Genomic DNA, 18,596 nt, shown 5'->3' with positions numbered 1-18,596 from the left:
CGCCTTGATCCCACCGAGGAAAATCCGGTCCCGCTTCCGCCTCTGGCGCCGGTCCCGGCCCTTCTGGGCCGGCTTCTGGACCCTGCTCGCGGGCCTGGAGATCCTCTCCATCCCGCTCGCGCCGCTGTCCCTCATGATCCACGAGGGCATCGCGGGCGTCTCCGGCCTGCTCATGGGCGTCTTCCTGATCGTCCTCGGCCTGACGATGTGGTTCGCGCCGCACTACCGGACGTTCGCCGGCATCGCCACCCTGGTCTTCTCCGTCGCCTCCCTGGTGCTGTCCAACTTCGGCGGCTTTTTGATCGGCTTCCTGCTCGGAGTGGCGGGCGGAGCGATGGCCGTCAGCTGGGTGCCCTACGGCGACGGGAACGGCCGCTGGGGACGGGGACGGCCGGTGCCGGACTGGGGCGGGGGCGGAGGCGGTGCGGGCCCGGCGCACGATCCGGAGGCCCCGCGGGAGCCGGACGCCCCTGCGGCGCCCGGCGCCCCGGGGGGTGACCTGCCGGAGCCGCCGCCCGCGGCGCCCCCGGCCGCACCCCCCGCCGGGCCGCAGCCGGAGACCAGCCGCGGCCTGCGGGCCGGCACCGTCACGCGGTTGCGGGCCCTGAGCGTCATCCCGGTGGGCGGGGCGCTGCTGGCCGGGGGCCTGCAGCCGATGGCGGCGTCCGCGGCGCACGACCACCGTGCGGCCGAAGGGCCGCCGTCCGGTGCGTCCGGCGCGTCCGGTGAGTCCGGCGCGGAGGCGACCCGGCGCGCGCACGAGGCGATCTGCGGCGTCCTGGACGGGCTGTACCAGGCACGCCACCCCACCGTGCACGGCACCGGCACGGCCAAGGAGGCGCGAGCGGGCCTGCGTCTCGGCGTCGGGCTGGAGGCGCCGCTGCCGGTGCACGGGAAACTGGACATCGGCCCGCCGGCGCCGAGGTCGGCCCCGCACGGCCCGGCCGCCCCGCTCGTTCCCGTGCCGTCGCAGCGCCGGGCGGCACCGGTGCCCCCGTTGTCCCCTTCGCCGTCCCCTTCGCCGTCCGCGTCACCGTCGTCCGGGGGCGGCGGCCTGCTCGGGGCGGTGTCGGACCTGCTCGGGCTGCGCCACGCCGCACCGTCCGCGCCGCCCGCGCCGCGCGCGGAGGGGGTCCCCCGGCGCGCGGCGCCGCAGCGCGGACGGGAGGCTCGCGGCAGCGACCCGGGGAAGAGGAGGCCGCAGCCGCCGCACGTCCCGACCGGCATCCTGTCCGGCAACAAGATCACCCCGGACAGCCTGCTGGATCTGATCGTGCCCCGGCCGCCCGCCGACCGCGGCATGGACGCGCCGTTGTCGCTGCTCCCACCACGCATCCGCATCGGCGGCGGCACGCCGGACTCCCCCTGGTGCCTGCCGCAGGTCTCGCTGGAACTGTCCATCGGCGCCGGGCGCTACCGCCCGCCCGGCCTCGCCGCGGAGCAGCCCTTCCGCGTGCTGACCCCGCTGCTGGTGCTGACCGGGCTGACGTACCGCGGCATCACGGGCGTCCCCACGCGGCACGGCCGCGAGCGCGTCCTGGTCTTCACCGCCTGGCGGGTCGACATCGCGAACCTGCGCCAGACTGCCGGCCTGCTCTCACCTGCCTGCGCACGCGGCCGCGCCGAGAACTGGACGCCGCCTTTCCACGGGCTGCCCGGCCTCGCCCTGCCGATGCTGGACATCGGCCTGCCCGGGATCGGCCACGTGTCACCCGAGCCCGCGCCCTGGGCACCCTGCCAGGGCGAACTGGAGACCGACGGCCGCCCCTGGAGCACCACCACGGCCACGGGCCGCCCGGTCGTCCTGCTGACCCGGGTGCTGAGCGGCAACCTGCTCGGGCTGCTGCCCGTCACCTTCACCCCGGACATGCCGCCCCCGCTGCCGCCCGGGCTGACGATCCCGATCCCGCTGTTCTTCACACAGGTCGTGACCTACAACCAGCTCCTGCGGGCGAACCTGCTCACCATCCCGGGCCTGCACCAGTACGTGTCACTCCCCGGCCGCTGACTGGCAGACGACCGCGCCGGCCAGCAGGAGGGCGGTGAGCGCGGTGACGACGAGGGCCTTGCGGACAACGGACATGGCGTACCCCAGTGGAGCGTTGGACGGACAGACGGAAGCAAGCAGGCGACAACCTACCGAAATCACCCACGCACCCCGAGTGACACGCCCCGCTAGGCCGGCGCCTGCTGCCCGCGTACCTCGATCCCGGAGAGCAACTCCCGCGTGGCCGCGGCCACCGCGTCCACGGCCTCCTCGAAGACCTCCCGGTTGTGCGCCGCCGGCGCCCGGAACCCGGAGATCTTCCGCACGTACTGGAGGGCGGCCGCCCTGATGTCCTCGTCACTCACGTCGGTCGTCATCGGCGGACGCAGCGTCTTGATGCTTCGGCACATACGACCAGTGTGCCCGGCCCCACTGTCACGCCCACCCCGCCCGCGGCCGCCGGCCCCACCACCAGCCGCTTGCGCCGCCCGGCGCGTCGTCGTCCTCCAGCGTCAGCTCCATGTACCGGCCGTCGACCTCCCCCAAGGCCTCCCCGTACACCTCCGCCACCGGCCCCGGCAGCTTCCGTGCCAGCCCGGCCACCCCGTCCCGGCACGCCAGCTCCCCCCGTGCGGTCACCCGCCCCGCCTCCAGCCCCCGCACCACCCGCTCCCACGCCTCCAAATGCATGCGCGCCTCCCACAGCACGCTCCCCTCCACCTCCCACAACGCCTCGTCCCCCACCCCGTACGGCGCCCGCCGCAACGCGTCCAACGCCTGCTCGAAGCCATCGGTGACCGGGGTCTCGCTCGTACTCATGCGCCCATGCTGCGCCCGCCGCCCAGCTCACGCCCGCCGACGCGCGGCCACCCACTGCGGCAGCTCATCCAGCCCGTGCAGCCGGACATCGGCCAGTTGCTCGGGATCGAATTCGTCCGGCACAAAGCCCCACACGCCGCGCCTGATCAGTGCCGTCGCCAATCCAGCAGTCTTGGCCGGCACCACGTCGTTGAGCGCGCGGTCCCCGACGTACACCACCTCGCGAGCGTCAAACGGGCACTCCGCGATGATCCGCTCGAAGAAGGCCGGATCCGGCTTCTTCACGCCCCATCCCGCGCTCGTCGCGATCATCTGCACCGGCAGCTCGCAGTCCATGAGATCCCGTTCGGCCCGCACCGGCTGGTTCCCCGCGATCCCGACCCACACGCCCATGTCCCGCAGCGCCTGGATACAGGGGCGGACATCCGGATACAGGTCCTCACGACCGAATCGGGTTCCCCTCCCGGCCGCGGCGCGCGCTCGCTCCTCGGCCTCCCCGTCGAAGTCGGGCCTGAACACACGGAAAGCATCCCCCTGCTCCCGTCCGCGGGCCGCCATCGCCCCGAACACTGCCGAGAACGTATGCCTGGGCACCCCCAACCAGTCAGCCCACGAACCCCAGATCTCGGTCTCGTCGACGAGCGTTTCCCCAACGTCGAACACGACGGCACGTATCACGCCCGCCAGCCTAGGTCGGCCCCCGACGGGAGGGGCAGAGCGCAGGCATGGCTGTCAGCGGCTTGCTGTAGAACTTGACCATCGTGACGACATTCGGGGGGCCTTGTGACTGACGCGACTCATTCTGTGGATCCAGTGACGGGTCTCTACGAGCAGCTGATCACCGGCCAGCTCGAAGAGCGCATCCACACGCTGCGCGCGCAGGGCTGGACCGTGCACGATGAGGTCGTCGGTTCGCAGTCATCACCGCATGTGCTCTCCCGGCACATCGGAGGAGCGGTCGAGCGCGTCCTCAAGGACCTCAGTCCGGCCGAACAGATCGTGGCTGCCAATCTGATCCTCGAGTCGGTCTCCACGATCGATGGCACCCACCAGGGGAAGGAGTCAGTCGCGGAAGGTCCTCGGCAACTCCTTGCCGTGGCTCGGGAGGAAGCGGCCGGGGTCTACTCGGTCAGGCCCGCGACGCCGCTGTCGGAGACGGCACTGATCACCAACTCGCCCGAGGACCCCAGCCTTGGTTCCGAACTGCGGCACGAGCTGGCGACCGCCGATCGCATCGACCTGCTCTGCGCCTTCGTGAAGTGGCACGGGCTCCGGGTGCTGGAGCAGGCCCTCAAGGCAGCCCAAGCCCGCGGTGTGCGGATCCGCGTCATCACCACGACGTACATCGGCGCCACCGAACGCCGGGCCCTCGACCGGCTCGTGCGTGACTTCGATGCTGAGGTGAAAATCAACTACGAACTGCGCTCCACGCGGCTGCACGCCAAGGCCTGGCTCTTCCGGCGCGACACCGGCTACGACACGGCCTACGTAGGCAGTTCCAATCTCTCCAAGTCCGCCCTGCTGGACGGCCTCGAATGGAACGTCCGGCTCTCGTCCGTGGCTACGCCCGCGGTACTGAAGAAGTTCGAAGCCACCTTCGACTCCTACTGGAGCGAGCCGTCCTTCGAGACCTACGACCCGGACCAGCACGCCGCACGTCTCGACGAAGCCCTCCGGCGGGCCGCCGGCAACGGAAACCAGACATCGGGCAGTCGCGCCATCAGTCTGTCCGGGCTGGAAGTACGACCGTACCCACACCAGCGGGACATGCTGGAGCGGCTGCACGTCGAACGAGACGTCCACAGCCGCCACCGCAATCTCCTCGTGGCCGCAACGGGGACCGGCAAGACGGTCATGGCCGCGTTCGACTACAGAAACCTGCGCAAAGTGCTGGGCAGGGATGACCTCAAGCTGCTCTTCGTTGCACACCGGCAGGAGATCCTCGAGCAATCGCAGCGTACCTACCAGGACGTCCTGACGGACGCGAACTTCGGTGAACTGCTCGTCGGCGGCGAGATCCCGGAACACTGGACCCATGTCTTCGCCAGCGTCCAGTCCCTCAATGCGAAGGCGCTCGACAGGTTCGCGCCCGACCACTTCGACGTCGTCGTCATCGACGAGTTCCACCACGGGGTGTCGCCCACGTACCGCAAAATCGTGGATCACTTCACCCCCCTGGAATTGCTGGGCTTGACGGCCACACCGGAGCGCATGGACGGCCAAAACGTCCAGGACGCGTACTTCGACGGTCGCATCGCCGCCGAGATGCGGCTCTGGGAAGCGCTCGAGAACGACCTGCTGAGTCCGTTCCACTACTTCGGCATCACCGACAACACGGATATGACCGCCGTGACCTGGACGAACGGCACTTACGACCGGAACGGGCTGAACAATCTGTTCACCGGCAACGACGCACGTGCTCGACTCGTCGTCCGGGCCGTCAAGGACAAGATCGCCGACCCGGGTTCCATGCGGGCCTTGGGCTTCTGCGTCTCCGTCGCGCACGCCCACTTCATGGCTGAGTTCTTCTGCCGAGCGGGGCTCAACGCCAAGGCGCTCTCTGGGGAGACTCCTCGCGAGGAGCGGAGGGCGGCACTGAACGAGCTGAAGAACGGGACCGTTCAGATCCTATTCTCCGTCGACCTCTTCAATGAGGGGCTGGACATCCCGGACGTCGACACGCTCCTGCTGCTCCGCCCCACCTCCAGCGCGACGGTCTTCCTGCAGCAACTCGGCCGTGGCTTGCGGCGCAGCGAGGGCAAGGCCGTCCTGACCGTGCTCGACTTCATCGGCCAGCACCGCAAGGAGTTCCGCTTCGAGGAGCAGTTCCGGGCTCTGACGAACTTCACACGCAACCGATTGCTATCCAACATCGAGCATGACTTCCCGCAACTGCCGTCCGGCTGCCAGATCATCCTTGAGCCGAAGGCCAAGGAAGCCGTGATCAACAACATCCGTACGCAGATCAACGTCAACGTCGCCCAACTCGCTCGCGAAGTTAGCACCTACGCAGAACCCGCCCTCGCGGGCTATCTGGCTGAGAGCAGGCGCGAACTCAAGGAGATCTACCGTGGCGGCAACTCGTGGACCGGCCTCCTGCGCCGCAGCAAGCTGCTCGCCCCTGAACACCCCGAGGGTGAAGCCGCGCTCCTGAAGCGGGTCTCTGCCATCCTGCACGTCAACGACCCGGAGCGGGTCGCTGCTTACCAGCGCCTCTTGCGGGACGACGCTCCCCCGTACGGGGACCTCGACGAGCGCGGGCAGGCCTACGCGCGGATGCTCTTCTTCTCACTGTGGCCGCTCGGCAACGGATTCTCCGCTTACCAGGAGGGCTTCGACGCACTCCGGGTTCAGCCCGACCTGCGGAGCGAACTCCGCCAAGTCCTCTCCTACAACCTGGACCGCGCCGACCACGTTCCCGTCCCCCTGACGGGCCCGCACGCGCACCTGCCCCTGACCGTGCACGCCGGCTACAACCGCGCCGAGATTCTTTCCGCTCTCGGAGACGCAGCCCTGGGCGGCTCCCTGCCCGGACACTTCCAAGCGGGCGTGAAATGGTGCGAGGACATTCGGACAGACGCGCTATTCATCACTCTAGAGAAGGACGAGAAGGACTTCTCACCGCAGACGCGGTACAAGGACTACGCCATGAGCGAGGTCCGCTTCCACTGGGAATCGCAGAACGCGACCTCCAGTAGTTCACCTACCGGCCTGCGCTACCAGCGCCACCGTCAGATGGGGACACACGTCCTGCTCTTCCTCCGCCGCTACAACACGACCGACATCGGCGGACCGCAGCCTTGGATGCTTCTCGGCCCGGCCCAGTACCGGACGCACGAAGGCAGCAAACCCATGGCCATCCAATGGGAACTCCAGCACGAACTGCCCGCCGACGTGTGGACCTATTCCGCGCTCGCCGTCGGCTGATCTTGTTGCAGAACTACCGCTTGAAGGTTCCTGCACCACTCCCTGGGGCGACCTTGTGTCACCACCGTGCAACACGGCGTACCTCGTGATCCACTCCCCCCGTTTCCGGTGCATCCGCAGTTCAAGAGCATCGGAGGAGTCCCCATGGAGCGAGCGAACGTTGCAGCGCGGTATATCACGCAGGCGGCTCTTGCCGCGTCCACCGCCGTCGCCACCATCATCAGCTTTTCGGCACCGGCTTCGGCCACGGCCGTGGGGTACGGGAAGGTCGGAAGCTTCTGCTTCGACGTAAAGGGTCTGCAGCTCTGTGCTCCCGGAGCCACGATCGGTCACGTCATCAAGGGAAGCGGACGAACGATCACCCGCGAGGAAGCATCGGTGCAGGACATCCTCGGCGGCGACACCGGTGGTGGTAAGTGGTGCAACTGGCATATCGACTGGCGCTACTCGGATGCTGACGGGAAGACATACCTCATTCGGCCGGGTTCCATGCACCACTCGTGCACTTTCATGACGGCGGTAGGGCGTGTCGATGACTCTAGGCGGACGTTGAAGCACTACGGGAAAGCCTGCGCAGATTTCTTCGCCAGTGGCGAGAAGCGCGGGACCCAGTGCCACAACATCGTCGAATAAGAGGCGGAATCCCCATGACCGACAAGTCGTCCAACGCGCGCGTGAGTCGACTGCTGCGCTGGTTGCTGCTGGCCGGGCTGAGCTACATGTTTGCCATGTTCGTCGTGCTCGGCGGCCTGTCGCTGCTGCCCAAGCAGACGCAGATGTCCGTGTCCGAGTCGGCCGTCGGTTGGGCCGTCCTCGCAGTGGGCGCAGTGCTCTTCACCGTGGTCGCGAACAGGACGAGCGGTCGGGACAGGTCCTGATCCCCGAAGGTGGATACCACCCGTACCTCACGACCGCATCCATGCCCGCGTGCCGAAGGAGGCGCAGGAGCGGGAGGCGGTTGCCGCCGCGGAGCGGAGGGCGGTGGTGAGGAGGGCGGGGGTGAGGCGGGTGCGGACGTGGGTGAGGAGGGCGTGGGCGAGGGCGCCGTGGAAGATGTCGCCGGCGCCGAGGGTGTCGGCGACGGTCGTGGGGGCGGGGACGGGGACTTCGCCGTCGGCCCACAGGACCGGGAGGGGACCGCGGGTGACGATCGGCCAGGGGACGCCGGCGCCGCGGAGGTAGGCGAGGACGTCGGCGGGGGACGACGTGCCCGGGGGGCGGAAGTCGGCGGAGCAGACGGCGAGGTCGGTGTAGGGGAGCAGGGGTGCCGTGCCCGGGCGCCAGCTGCCGGCGTCGAGCAGGGTGGGGATGCCCGCGGCGCGGGCGTGGCGGACCGCAGGAAGGGCCAGGGCCGGGTGGTGGGCGTCGATCAGGACGAGGTCGGCGGAGGCGACGAGCGCTTCGAGGTCGTCCGGCGGCGTCGGTCGGGCCGATGCAGGGGAGGCGACGGCCCGGTCGCCGGTGGACTCGGTGACCAGGATCGTGGAGACGGCCGGCGGCTCCGGGGAGTCCGCGGTGAGGTTGAGGACGGCGACGCCGAGCGCCGCCAGGTCCTCGTCGATCGCCGCGGACAGCGGATGGCCGCCGAAGGCGGTGAGCAGGACGGCCTCGCCCCCGAGGTGGGCGAAGGTCGCCGCGGCGTTGGTGGCGGGCCCGCCGGCCGCGATGAGCTGGGCCGAGGCGGCCAGCTTCTCGTTGGGGGCCGGGACGTGGTCGACCCGCGTGATGACGTCGAGTGTGCAGAGGCCTACGAAGAGCGCGCGCATGGGCGCATAGTGGCATCGGGGGGTACGCCGCGGGGGCTGTCCCGTTTACGCGCCTCCTACGGGTAGGGGTGCACCATTTTTCCCGTACCCCCGACGCGGAGTGCTCACGGGCCACTACGCTGTGTGCCCAGCAATGGTGCGCGGGGAATGCCGTAAGCAGGAGGACCGCATGGGGAACGCGCGACCAGGTGGGGCAGGTCCGGCGGACGTCGAGGTGGTGCTGGCGCGGGCGCAGAACGCGTTCGAGATCGACGACGTCGTGCTGGGGCGGCTGGAGACCGCGCTGATGGGCTGCACGGAGCTGGCGTCCTTCCGCCAGCGCAAGGGGCCGCCGCGGCGGTTGAGCCGGCGCACGCTGCGCCACACGTTCCTGCTCGCGGACGGCGGCACCCAGGTGCTGTGGGAGATCGAGCACAACACCGGCCCCGGCGAGGACCAGCTGTACGAGGTGTACGCGGACCCCGACGTGCTCGTCGCCGCGCAGCATGTGATCGACCTGCGTTTCGGTGAGCCCGCGCCGCAGGAGCTGGAGGCCGAGGCCGCGGAGTGGCTGGCCCGGCTGCCGCGGGTCGGGGCGGAGCCGCTGCCCGGCCCGAGGCAGTACATGCGGGAGGACTCCGCGGAGCACGCCTGGCGGGTGCTGCGCCGTGCCGAGAACAGGGACGCGCCCGGCGACGACCTGCGCGCCCGGCTGGGTTCGGCGGTCGGTCACGACATCGCGTACGTCACCGGCCGGCACACCCGTATCGGGACCGGCCGCGTGGTGGGCTGGACGCTGTACGAGCACGCGTTCCTCCTCGCGAGCGGCGAGGAGCTCAGCCTGTGGGAGGTCGAGCACACCATGACGCCCGACGGGCGCCCGGTGTGCGAGGTCTACGCGGACGAGACGGTGGCCTGCGACGCGGCGGACGTACGCATGGAGGCGCTGTAGCGGCTTTCCCGGCCTCGCCCATGGTGCCGCGCGTCCCCGGGACGCGCGGCGGCCTCCCGTTGCGGGCGCTCCGCAGCCGGGGGAAATTGGGCGTAGAGGGAAACGGGAGGTTCCCATGACGGTCCTGGCGGAGGTCGAGTTCCCGGGCGTGACGGCCCTGCAGTACGAGGAGGCCAATCACCGCGCCGGATTCGGCCCCGGCCATCCCCCCGCCGGGTTGCTGGCCCACGCCGCAGTGATCACCAACGACGGTCTGCGGATCGTGAACGTGTGGAACTCGGCGGAGGCGCTGGAGGCCTACCTGGTGATCATGATGCCCGCCGCCAAGGAGTCCGGGTTCCCGGAGCCGAGCGGGCCACCGCGGATCTCGGAGCTCTACAACTTCCTCGTCCCGTAGGTCATCGGCCCGGAAACGACGGACCGGCGGCCTGGTGTCGGGGGTGTCACCAGGCCGCCGGGGTCCGTGCGTAGGGCGTCAGCTCGGGATCAGGGGTTCATGCCCATGCTGCGCAGCCACGGCATCGGGTCGATCGGGTCGCCGCCGCCGGGGCGGACCTCGATGTGCAGGTGCGGGCCGGTGACGTTGCCGGTCGCTCCGACGCGGCCGATGGTGTCGCCGGTGGAGACCTTGCCCGAGGTGACGAGCATCGAGGAGAGGTGGCAATACCAGAGCTCGGTGCCGTCGTCGAGGGTCAGGATGATGCGGTAGCCGTACGAACCCGCCCAGCCGGCCGAGGTGATGGTGCCGCTGTGGATGGCCTTGGCCGGGGTGCCGGTCGGGGCGGCGAAGTCCTGGCCGGTGTGGGTGTTGGCCCACAGGGAGCTGGACTGCCCGAAGCTCGCGGTGAGGGTGTACGAGGTCAGCGGCAGGGTGTAGCTCTTGGCGAGCTCGGCCAGCCGGAGCGCCTCGGCCTTCTTCGCGGCCTCCTGGGCCGCCTTCTTCTTGGCCGCGGCCTCCTCGCGCACCTGCTGCGCGGCGGCGGCCTTGGCCGCCTTGGCGGCGGCCTGCTGCTGCGCGGCGGACCGCGCGGCCGCGTCGGCGGCGTTCCGCTGCTGCTGGGCCTGATCGAGGATCCGGCTGCGCAGCGCCTCGCCGGCGCCCGGGGTCAGGGCCTGGGCAACGGGCTTGGCGGTGGGCTGGCTGTCGAGCAGCGAGCCGAGCCCGGGCACCTTGTTCACCTCGGGCAGGTTGGGCAGGGAGACCGGGAGCGGGTTCTTGCCCTCGGCGGTCGCGACACCGCCGACGCCGAGCACGGCCACGGCCGCGACGCCGAAGACCGCCGAACCGCGGGACAGGGAGCGCTGCTTGGCGACCCGGTGCCGGCCACGGACGGGGGCGGTGGACTCCTCGGTGGGGTTCCACGGCTCGGCGGCCGGTTCCGGCTCGCCGAAGGGGGAGAAGGTCTGCGTGGTCTGCGCGGTGTACGCGTCGCGGGTGTACGCGTCGCGGGTGTCCGCCTCGTGGGCGGGGCCGGTCTCCGGCGCGTCGTACGCCCCGTCGACGAAGGCGGCGGCCTCGACCGCGCTGCGCGGCTCGGGCACGGGGGCGACCGGCTGGACGGGCGCGACCGGTTCGGCGACGGGGGCGGGGGCCGCGGCGAGTGCTTCCTCGACCCAGCCGGCGGCGAAGTTCCACTCCGCGGTGTCCCAGCCGTCTATCGCGTTCTTCGTCGGCGGAGTCTGCTCGGCGGCCGGGGGAGTCCAGCCGGCGGCCATGTTCCACTCGGCGGTGTCCCACTCGGGGTTGGTGTACCCGGTCCCTTGTCGCTGTTGTCCGGGTATCAGGGCAGGCTCGTTCGACGCCACGCGGGCGCACTCCTTTCCTTCCTTCTCGCCTACCGGGTTAGCTGACGGGTTCGGAGCAGGAAGGTCTCCTACGAGGACCGTGAAAGGCCCCCGATTCACCCCAGGAAGTGGTTCCCCGGTTCCCGCGGACGGGATTCGGCAAGCGCACGGCGCCGCCCTGGCGGGCGACGGGTGACCGCGCTGCGTTATCGAACGTTAATAGAGGCGGCACCCAATTCCAAGCCGCTTCGGCGAGTTCACAGCGGGAATCTATGCGGATGGAACGGGCATTTCTCCACATTCCACTGTGACTGCCGTGACCTACGGGAGATGTGAGTGTGCATCAGTCGTTATGCGGAAGGGAGTGCTCTGCTCACGAGGAGTGAGGGTCGCCCCGGACCCCGAGCGCCCAACACCCCCTCCCGGCGGGCGCCGAGACCCCGCGCCAGGTCCTCCGCGGTGCCGTCCGCCACGAGTCTGCGGTGCACTTCACGCCACTGGGCGCGGCCGAAAGCGGGTCGGCGGACGGCGGCCGCGGGGGCCGTGGCGGAGCGCGGTGCGCGCGACGGCGGGACACGGCGGACGGCGACAGCACGGAGGGCTTCGGCACCGCGGCCCCTCACGCACCCCCCGCACCACTCGACGGCGGGGTGAGGATCGTCACCCTTGACACCCGCGGCTGCCGCGTGCTGGCTTCGGGGCAGGTGCCAAAACCCAAGCGAAGCAGGGCAAGTCGGTCGCCCGGCGGGCCGCATGCTGATGCGCCGTCAACCGCAGGGCCTTCGAGGGGCCGTTGTCACGGTCGCCGGCCACCGTCCCGCAGGGCGGCCCGGGGCGTACGGCCGGAACCGGCCGGGAGCGGCGGGGAGCCCCCATGCCCCCTGTGCGACGGCCGCGAGGGTGCGTCATCATGCCCGAGTACGGCGGATTCGCCCGATCTTGGAGGCTGGCATGAAGCTGGGTAAGGCACTGGCCAAGGGCTACGCGGAGGAGACCGGCGAGGAGCCGGCCGGGGTCGCGAAGGAGATCGACGTCGCGACGGCCGTGACGGCCCGGACGGCCTCCGGCGCGGACGAGGCGGCCATGGGGGAGCCCGAGAGCGCCGAGGCCGCGGTCCGGTGAGGTACGGGCGCCGCTTGCCGGAGGAGCGGCCGGCGGTGCCGCCGACCGGCTGGAAGCTGGCGTTCCCGATGCTCTCCGCGGACGGCACACGCGTCGGCTTCCGGGGCGTGTCCCTCGGCGGGCGCATCGTGTACGGCGTCCTGGACGACGCCCGGTGCGGCTACGGCAGGCGGCACGCCAGCCCCGCCAAGGGCTGTGACTGCGGCTTCTACTGCCTGCACACGGCGGCCGAGGCGCAGGCGCTGACCTGCGCCACGGACTGCGGTGACGCGGTGATCCTGCAGGTCGGGGTGCTGGGTGCGTACACCCGGTACGAACGCGGCATGCGCTACGCCCGGCAGCGGGTGCGCACCGTCCGTATGGCGGCCTGCCGCTGCGGCCGCCCGGCACGGGTCTTCGTGCGCGACGGGACGGGCCTGCCGGGCTGGCGCGGGCTCCAGGCCAACTGCCACGTCTGCGCGGCGGGCCTGAGGGTGCTGACCCCGGCGGAATTCGGCCGTCTCGCGGGCCCCGGCGTCCACGTCACCGGCGAGGCGCCGCACCCTGCCGACAGCACCCCTCCGCTCCGTCAGGAGCTCGCCGCCGAGGCCGCCGCCCTGCGCGCCCGCCTCGACCACTTCCAGGAACGCCTCCGCCGCCTGGAGGAGGGCGCCCAGTGACTCCTGAGGGGCTGCCCCGCCCCGCATCGGCGGCCCCGCGGGCCCGCGACCCGGGCGGGGACGCGGGGCCGGGCGGAGGTATGACCGGCCGCCCATACTGGAGGACATGGAGCACAACGCCGAGCTCAGGGAGTTCCTGCGGACCCGCAGGGCCCGGCTGAGCCCTCAGGACGCGGGGGTGGCGGTCAGCGGCACGGCGCGCCGGGTGCCGGGGCTGCGGCGGGAGGAACTGGCGCGGCTCGCCGGTGTGAGCACCGACTCCTACACCCGTTTGGAGCAGGGCCGGCACCAGAATGTCTCCGACGCGGTGCTGGACGCCGTGGCCCGGGCCCTGCGGCTGGACGCGGACGAACGGGCGAACCTCTTCGAGCTGGCGCGGCCGCGCCGCGCCGCCCGCCGACGCCCGCCGCACCGGCCGCAGCGGGTCCGGCCGGAGGTGCACCGCGTGCTGAATCTGCTGGACGGCCGCTCACCGGCCCTCGTACTGGGACGCCACGCCGACGTCCTGGCGTCCAACCGGCTGGCCCGGGCGCTGATCACCGACTTCGACGCGCTCCCGCACCGGGACCGCAATCTGGCGCGCTTCCTGTTCCTCGACGAGGCCGCGCGGGACCTGTACCGGCAGTGGGCCGCCTACGCCGCCGAACTCGTCGGCGCCCTGCGGGCACAGGCCGCGCGGTATCCCGACGACCCCGGCCTGACCGAGCTGGTCGGCGAACTGACGATAAAGAGCACGGAGTTCCGCGACTGGTGGGCCGACCAGGGCGTCCGGGAGCGGACCCACGGCGTCCAGCACTACCACCACCCGGTCGTCGGCGACCTGACGCTGGCCTACGAGAACGTCGTCTTCCCCGCCGACGCCGACCAGTCCATGTGCATCCACACCGCCGAGCCCGGCTCCTCCTCCGAGGCCGCGCTGCAGCTGCTGGCCACCTGGACCGGCGACGAGGCGCTCCGCAACGGCGTCCCGCACCACGAGCGCGACCACCGCTGACACGTCCGGTACGCGCAAGGGGGGCGGTGCCGGCCGGCACCGCCCCCCTTCCACGTGATCACACGACCGTCGGGGACCGTCAGTCGTCGGCCTGGGCGCCGCTCAGGCGCATCCGGACGATCTGCGGGTCGTGGTCGCTGGCCTGGTCGGCGAACTCGGCGTTGATGTGCACGACGTCGTAGTCGTAGCGCCGCAGGTCGGGGCTGAGCAGGATGTGGTCGAGGGACTGGGAGTTGCCCTCGTACACGTAGGTGTAGCGCTGCTCGGCGGGGAGCGTGGTGAGCAGGTCGGTCAGCACACCGCCGGAGGTGAGCGTGGACAGGGCGTCGGAGAACTCGTAGTCGTTGAGGTCGCCGAGGACCACGACGCGCGCGTTCTTGTCGACGTCCAGCAGCGACTTCACGAACGAGTTGACCTCGGTGGCCTGCTGCTTGCGCTGCGCCTCGGAGGTGCGGTTGGGCTGCTGGTCCTTGCTGTGCAGGGGCTCGTCGCCGCCCTTGGAGTTGAAGTGGTTCGCGACGACGATGACCTGCTTGTCGTTGAACTCGAACTCGCCGACCAGCGGCTTGCGGCTGCTGGTCCACGCCGTGCTTGCCGGGTCGATCCGGCCGGGCGAGACCGAGAGCCGGACGCCCTTCTTGGTCGCGACCGGCGCGACCGCGGTGGAGGCGTCGCCGCCCGGGCGGTCCTTGAAGACCACGCGGTCGGGGTTGAAGAGGAAGACCTGACGGATGTTGCCGCCGGGCTCGCCGCCGTCGGTGTCGTTCGTCGGGTCGACCGAGCGCCAGTCGTAGCGCGGGCCGCCGGCGGCGACGATCGCGTCGATGAACTTGCGCACCGTCTGGTCGGCGGCCACGGTGCCGTCGTCGACGGCGCCGTTGTTGTCCTGGATCTCCTCCAGCGCCACGATGTCCGGCGAGGAGAGGTTGGTGACGACGCCCTCGGCGAGCCGCGCGAACTTGTCGGCCGGGTCGGAGGGGTCGAGGTTCTCCACGTTGTACGTGGCGACCGCGAGCTCGGCGTCCTTCTGCTTGCGGGTGACCTCGCGCTTCAGGCCCATGTCGACCCGGGTGCCCACGGTGGTGGCCTGGAGGTTGTAGCCGCCGTAGCTGTCGTAGTCGACGGGGCCGGTCGTGTCGCCGGTGAACGTGTCGCCGACGTTGGCGACCGGGACCGGGGCGCCGCTGTTCAGCGACATCACCTTGATGCGGCCGGTGTTGGGCTGCGCGTAGGAGCCGTACACGGTGCCGCCGCGCTCGGAGGGGTTCTCGTTCGGCTTCAGCGTCAGCCACACCTCGCCGAACTCGTTGGTGCCGCCGACGACCCTGCCGCCGGTGAAGCGGGCGAGCTCGCCCTCGTGGGCCTCGTAGAAGTCCAGGGCGTAGACGTCGGGCTGCAGCGGCAGGTTCTCGATGCTGCCGCCGGCGGCGTCCGGCCCGTAGGTGTCCGGGATGGTGGTCTGGTCGAGGCGGACCGCGGCGGGCAGGGTGTTGCCGCTGGAGAGCACGGTGGCGGTCGGGCCGGTGATCTCGGTGACCGACTGCGAGCCGGTGCCGGGGTAGTACTCGGAGACCTTGCCGGTCACCAGCACCTTGTCGCCGACCGCGACGGTCGGGTTGGCCGAGCCGGTGTAGACGAAGACGGCCTCGCTGGTGCGCGGGTCGGCGTCGACGTCGGTCCCGGTGGACTGGATCCAGTAGCCCTTGGAGCCGGTGGTGCGCACGCCGGTGACGATGCCGGGCACGCCGGTGACGGTCTGGCCCTTGAGCGGGGAGACCCGGGTGGTGCCCTGGATGTCGTGGATGCGGGTGGTGCCGGGCTCCGTGGGGCCGCCGTCGCCCGGGTCGCCTCCGGGGCCGCCGGGGGTCTGGCCCGCCGTGTTGACCGGGCTCGGGGTGCCGGCGGTCAGGTCGGCCGCGTTGTTGTCGGTGTCGGCGAGGGAGGAGCCGCGCGACACGGAGGCGGTGTTGCTCGCGCCGGAGACCGGGCTGCCCTCGCGGACGGTGGCGGTGCCGTAGCCGACCACGTCGACGATGCGCGTGTCGGCGGCGCAGTCCGCGGCGCTGAGGCAGGTCAGCGGGGTGGTGCCGGAGACCAGGGCGATGGTGCCGGTGGTGCCGCTCATCGCGATGTTTCCGCTGGCGTCGGCGGCCGGGAGGGCGGTCGTACCGCCGGTGCCGGCGGCCTCGGAGACCAGGTAGCGGCCGCCGGGGGCGATGGACCCGGTCAGCGGCGTCACGCCCCACTTGGAGGAGGCGGAGGGCGAACCGGGCAGGTACTGCACGCTGTAGCCGGAGAGGTTGTACGCGGCCGTCCCGGCGTTCGCGAGCTCGACGAAGTCGTTCGTCAGCGTCGCACCCGAGTTGCCGCCACCGCCGTACACCTCGGCGACGACCGCGGACGAGGACGGGGCCGCGTGGGCGGCGGGCAGTCCGGTCAGGGCGACGGAAGTGGCGATTCCGGTCGATATCAGAGCGAATGCCGCGGTGCGGCTGCGGTTTCGGCTCGGTCTTGCGATCGGCACGAGGTTCTCCTTCAACGGCCGTCGGCCCGTCGGATTCGGGCCAACGTACGGCGGCCTGCGTCAAGTTACGCGCGTAGAAAGGGGCAAGGCAAGAGAGTTCAGGTGAAATCTGGAAGTCGCCCCCCAATCCGATCACGTCGCTGAACGCACATACAGACATGCGAACATGGCGCGGTTGTTCGACGTACGGCACGACGTTTCCACCGCGGGGGGCACCTTGACGATGATCCCGACGGAGCACGCGGGCGGCGGCGAAGCCCTCCGGACCGAGCGGGACCGGCAGCCGCGCCGGGACCGCCGACGGCGGAGGAGACCCCACGCCCGCGATCTCGAACTGCTCGTCGGCGGCATGCTCCTGGTGCTGGCCGCCCAGGGCCCGCTGGCCGGCCGCCTCGACGCGCCCTGGCTGCGCGCCTGGGCCTCGGTCTTCCTGGCCGTCTGCGTGCAGGCGCTGCCGTTCCTGGTGCTGGGCACCGTGATCTCGGCCGCCATCGCCGTCTACGTGCCGGCCTCCTTCCTGGAGCGGGCGTTACCGAAGCGGGAGGCGCTCGCGGTGCCCTTGGCCGGGGTCGCCGGGGCGGTGCTGCCGGGCTGCGAGTGCGCCTCGGTACCCGTCGCCGGGCGGCTGATGGCCCGCGGGGTGGCGCCCTCGGCGGCGCTCGCCTTCCTGCTGTCGGCGCCCGCCGTGAACCCCGTCGTGCTCACGGCGACCGCGGTCGCCTTCCCGGGCCGGCCCATGGTGGTCCTCGCGCGCTTCGCCGCCTCCCTGGCAACGGCCGCTGCCATGGGCTGGCTGTGGGCCCGCTTCGGACGGCCGGAATGGCTGCGCCCGAAGGCCCGTGGTGAACTGCCGGGCGGCACCGGGCGGGAGAGCCGTCGGCAGCGGTACCGGGAAACCCTGGAGCACGACTTCCTGCACGCGGGCGGCTGGCTCGTGGTCGGCGGGCTGACCGCAGCCACGCTCAATGTGCTGGTGCCGCGCGGCTTCCTGGAAGGCCTCGGCGGGGTGCCCGTGGTCTCCGTCCTCGTCATGGCGGTGCTCGCGGTGCTGCTCGCGGTCTGCTCCGAGGCCGACGCCTTCGTCGCGGCGAGCCTGACCGCCTTCCCCATGACGGCCCGGCTGGCCTTCATGGTCGTCGGCCCGATGGTCGACGTGAAGCTCTTCGCCCTGCAAACGGGCACCTTCGGTCGTGATTTCGCGTGGCGCTTCTCGGCGGCCACCTTGGTGACGGGAGTAGTGATGGCGTCGCTCGTGGGGTGGTGGCTGCTGTGAGGCGCGAGACCAGAGCCCTGCTGCTCGTCCTCTTCGGCGCGTGCGTGCTGCGCATCTCCCTGCTCGGCACCTCCTACCTGCGGTACGTACGGGAGTCCATGCGGCCGTACCTGGTCGCCTCCGGTCTGCTGCTGGTCGCCCTCGGGGTGACGGGTGTGGTCCTGGCCCTCCACGCGCAGCTGCGCAGCCGGGCCGCCCCGGGCGCCGGTGCGGACGGCGGGCAGGACGGGGGGACACCGGAACAGGGGCCGGCGCGGGACCACGCGCAGGTCGGGCCCCGTAGCGCGTGGCTGCTGACCCTTCCCGTACTGGCCGTCCTCCTCATCGCGCCGCCCGCCCTGGGCTCGTACACCGCGCAGCGCTCGGAGAGCACCGCCGTCGAGCCGTCGCGCGCCGGCAACGCCGCCTTCCCCCCGCTCCCCGCGACGGACCCGCTGACGATGACCCTGGCCGACTTCACCGTGCGGGCGGTGCGGGACGACTCCGGGTCGCTGGCCGGACGGCGGGTGGTGCTCACCGGCTTCGCGACCCCGGCCAAGGGCGGCGGCTGGTACCTGACCCGGCTGACCATCAGCTGCTGCGCCGCGGACGCCCTCACGCACAAGGTCCTGATCCGCGGCACCATCTCGGCGCCCGCGGCGGACACCTGGCTGCGGGTCGAGGGCACATGGCACCCCAACGGGCAGACCGGGCGGGAGGACGCGATCCCCGCCCTCGACGCGAAGAAGGTGACCCGTGTGACGCAACCTCTCGACCCCTACGCGTAGTCAGTAAGGCGTAGGGCTCTTGGGGGCGTGGGGTTCGGGGCG

The 18,596-nt window shown here is 71.4% G+C and carries 17 protein-coding genes and 1 riboswitch; of the genes, 11 read left to right on the top strand and 6 right to left on the bottom strand.

Annotated features, from left to right (window positions below):
- The first annotated feature begins 4 nt into the window (after window positions 1–4).
- Window positions 5–2,008, top strand: coding sequence for a DUF6114 domain-containing protein (locus tag PV364_RS14440; RefSeq protein WP_319660314.1), 2,004 nt, complete (start codon window positions 5–7; stop codon window positions 2,006–2,008).
- 167 nt (window positions 2,009–2,175) lie between these two features.
- Here the strand turns inward: PV364_RS14440 and PV364_RS14435 are convergent, their stop codons facing one another.
- Genes PV364_RS14435 through PV364_RS14425 form a run of 3 tightly spaced genes read right to left on the bottom strand, consistent with a single transcriptional unit; the run spans window position 2,176 to window position 3,484 of the window.
- Entirely contained in the window at window positions 2,176–2,397 is a 222-nt protein-coding gene (locus tag PV364_RS14435) for a DUF2277 domain-containing protein (RefSeq protein WP_319660313.1), read from the bottom strand.
- Between the two features lie 25 nt (window positions 2,398–2,422).
- Window positions 2,423–2,806, bottom strand: a complete 384-nt coding sequence (locus PV364_RS14430; protein ID WP_319660312.1) for a hypothetical protein — start codon at window positions 2,804–2,806, stop codon at window positions 2,423–2,425.
- 27 nt (window positions 2,807–2,833) lie between these two features.
- Complete coding sequence (locus tag PV364_RS14425) at window positions 2,834–3,484, bottom strand: HAD family hydrolase (RefSeq protein WP_319660311.1); 651 nt, start codon at window positions 3,482–3,484, stop codon at window positions 2,834–2,836.
- Window positions 3,485–3,589: 105 nt separating this feature from the next.
- Here PV364_RS14425 and PV364_RS14420 point away from each other — a divergent pair, with 105 nt between their 5' ends.
- The 3 genes from PV364_RS14420 to PV364_RS14410 all read left to right on the top strand — a co-directional run bounded on the left by PV364_RS14420 (window position 3,590) and on the right by PV364_RS14410 (window position 7,611).
- Complete coding sequence (locus tag PV364_RS14420) at window positions 3,590–6,733, top strand: DUF3427 domain-containing protein (RefSeq protein WP_319660310.1); 3,144 nt, start codon at window positions 3,590–3,592, stop codon at window positions 6,731–6,733.
- A 144-nt stretch (window positions 6,734–6,877) separates the two neighbouring features.
- Window positions 6,878–7,366, top strand: coding sequence for a hypothetical protein (locus tag PV364_RS14415; RefSeq protein ID WP_319660309.1), 489 nt, complete (start codon window positions 6,878–6,880; stop codon window positions 7,364–7,366).
- A gap of 14 nt (window positions 7,367–7,380) precedes the next feature.
- A complete protein-coding gene (locus PV364_RS14410; RefSeq protein WP_319660308.1) occupies window positions 7,381–7,611 on the top strand; it encodes a hypothetical protein in 231 nt (76 codons plus the stop codon).
- Window positions 7,612–7,638: 27 nt separating this feature from the next.
- Here the strand turns inward: PV364_RS14410 and PV364_RS14405 are convergent, their stop codons facing one another.
- Window positions 7,639–8,499 carry a PfkB family carbohydrate kinase gene (locus tag PV364_RS14405; RefSeq protein WP_319660307.1) on the bottom strand — a complete coding sequence of 287 codons (861 nt, stop codon included), beginning with the start codon at window positions 8,497–8,499 and terminating at the stop codon, window positions 7,639–7,641.
- A gap of 169 nt (window positions 8,500–8,668) precedes the next feature.
- Between PV364_RS14405 and PV364_RS14400 the strand changes: the two genes are divergently transcribed.
- Complete coding sequence (locus PV364_RS14400) at window positions 8,669–9,430, top strand: DUF6227 family protein (protein WP_319660306.1); 762 nt, start codon at window positions 8,669–8,671, stop codon at window positions 9,428–9,430.
- A 115-nt stretch (window positions 9,431–9,545) separates the two neighbouring features.
- A complete protein-coding gene (locus PV364_RS14395; protein ID WP_319660305.1) occupies window positions 9,546–9,827 on the top strand; it encodes a hypothetical protein in 282 nt (93 codons plus the stop codon).
- A gap of 89 nt (window positions 9,828–9,916) precedes the next feature.
- Here the strand turns inward: PV364_RS14395 and PV364_RS14390 are convergent, their stop codons facing one another.
- The gene (locus PV364_RS14390) at window positions 9,917–10,972 is read right to left on the bottom strand and encodes a M23 family metallopeptidase (RefSeq protein WP_415924556.1); all 1,056 of its coding nucleotides are present in this window, start codon (window positions 10,970–10,972) and stop codon (window positions 9,917–9,919) included.
- A gap of 275 nt (window positions 10,973–11,247) precedes the next feature.
- Window positions 11,248–11,387, bottom strand: a riboswitch (cyclic di-AMP (ydaO/yuaA leader).
- A gap of 779 nt (window positions 11,388–12,166) precedes the next feature.
- Between PV364_RS14390 and PV364_RS14385 the strand changes: the two genes are divergently transcribed.
- From PV364_RS14385 to PV364_RS14375, 3 genes are all read left to right on the top strand, one after another.
- Entirely contained in the window at window positions 12,167–12,337 is a 171-nt protein-coding gene (locus PV364_RS14385; protein WP_319660303.1) for a hypothetical protein, read from the top strand.
- 14 nt (window positions 12,338–12,351) lie between these two features.
- Entirely contained in the window at window positions 12,352–12,996 is a 645-nt protein-coding gene (locus PV364_RS14380) for a hypothetical protein (protein ID WP_319660302.1), read from the top strand.
- Between the two features lie 106 nt (window positions 12,997–13,102).
- Complete coding sequence (locus PV364_RS14375) at window positions 13,103–13,990, top strand: helix-turn-helix transcriptional regulator (RefSeq protein WP_319660301.1); 888 nt, start codon at window positions 13,103–13,105, stop codon at window positions 13,988–13,990.
- Window positions 13,991–14,069: 79 nt separating this feature from the next.
- Here PV364_RS14375 and PV364_RS14370 read toward each other — a convergent pair whose 3' ends face one another.
- Window positions 14,070–16,514: an endonuclease/exonuclease/phosphatase family protein gene (locus PV364_RS14370; RefSeq protein ID WP_319660300.1), complete on the bottom strand. Its 2,445-nt coding sequence runs from the start codon at window positions 16,512–16,514 to the stop codon at window positions 14,070–14,072.
- Window positions 16,515–16,680: 166 nt separating this feature from the next.
- Here PV364_RS14370 and PV364_RS14365 point away from each other — a divergent pair, with 166 nt between their 5' ends.
- Entirely contained in the window at window positions 16,681–17,787 is a 1,107-nt protein-coding gene (locus PV364_RS14365) for a permease (protein WP_319660299.1), read from the top strand.
- On the top strand, window positions 17,784–18,554 hold the full coding sequence (locus tag PV364_RS14360; protein ID WP_319660298.1) for a TIGR03943 family putative permease subunit: 771 nt from the start codon (window positions 17,784–17,786) through the stop codon (window positions 18,552–18,554). The genes PV364_RS14365 and PV364_RS14360 overlap by 4 nt, the downstream gene beginning before the upstream one ends.
- The last annotated feature ends 42 nt before the right edge of the window (window positions 18,555–18,596 follow it).

It is taken from the genome of Streptomyces sp. MI02-7b (genome assembly GCF_033793585.1).
Lineage (GTDB): Bacteria > Actinomycetota > Actinomycetes > Streptomycetales > Streptomycetaceae > Actinacidiphila.
Note: the sequence above shows the minus strand (reverse complement) of the source record. Positions and strands in the feature narration are given on the sequence as shown.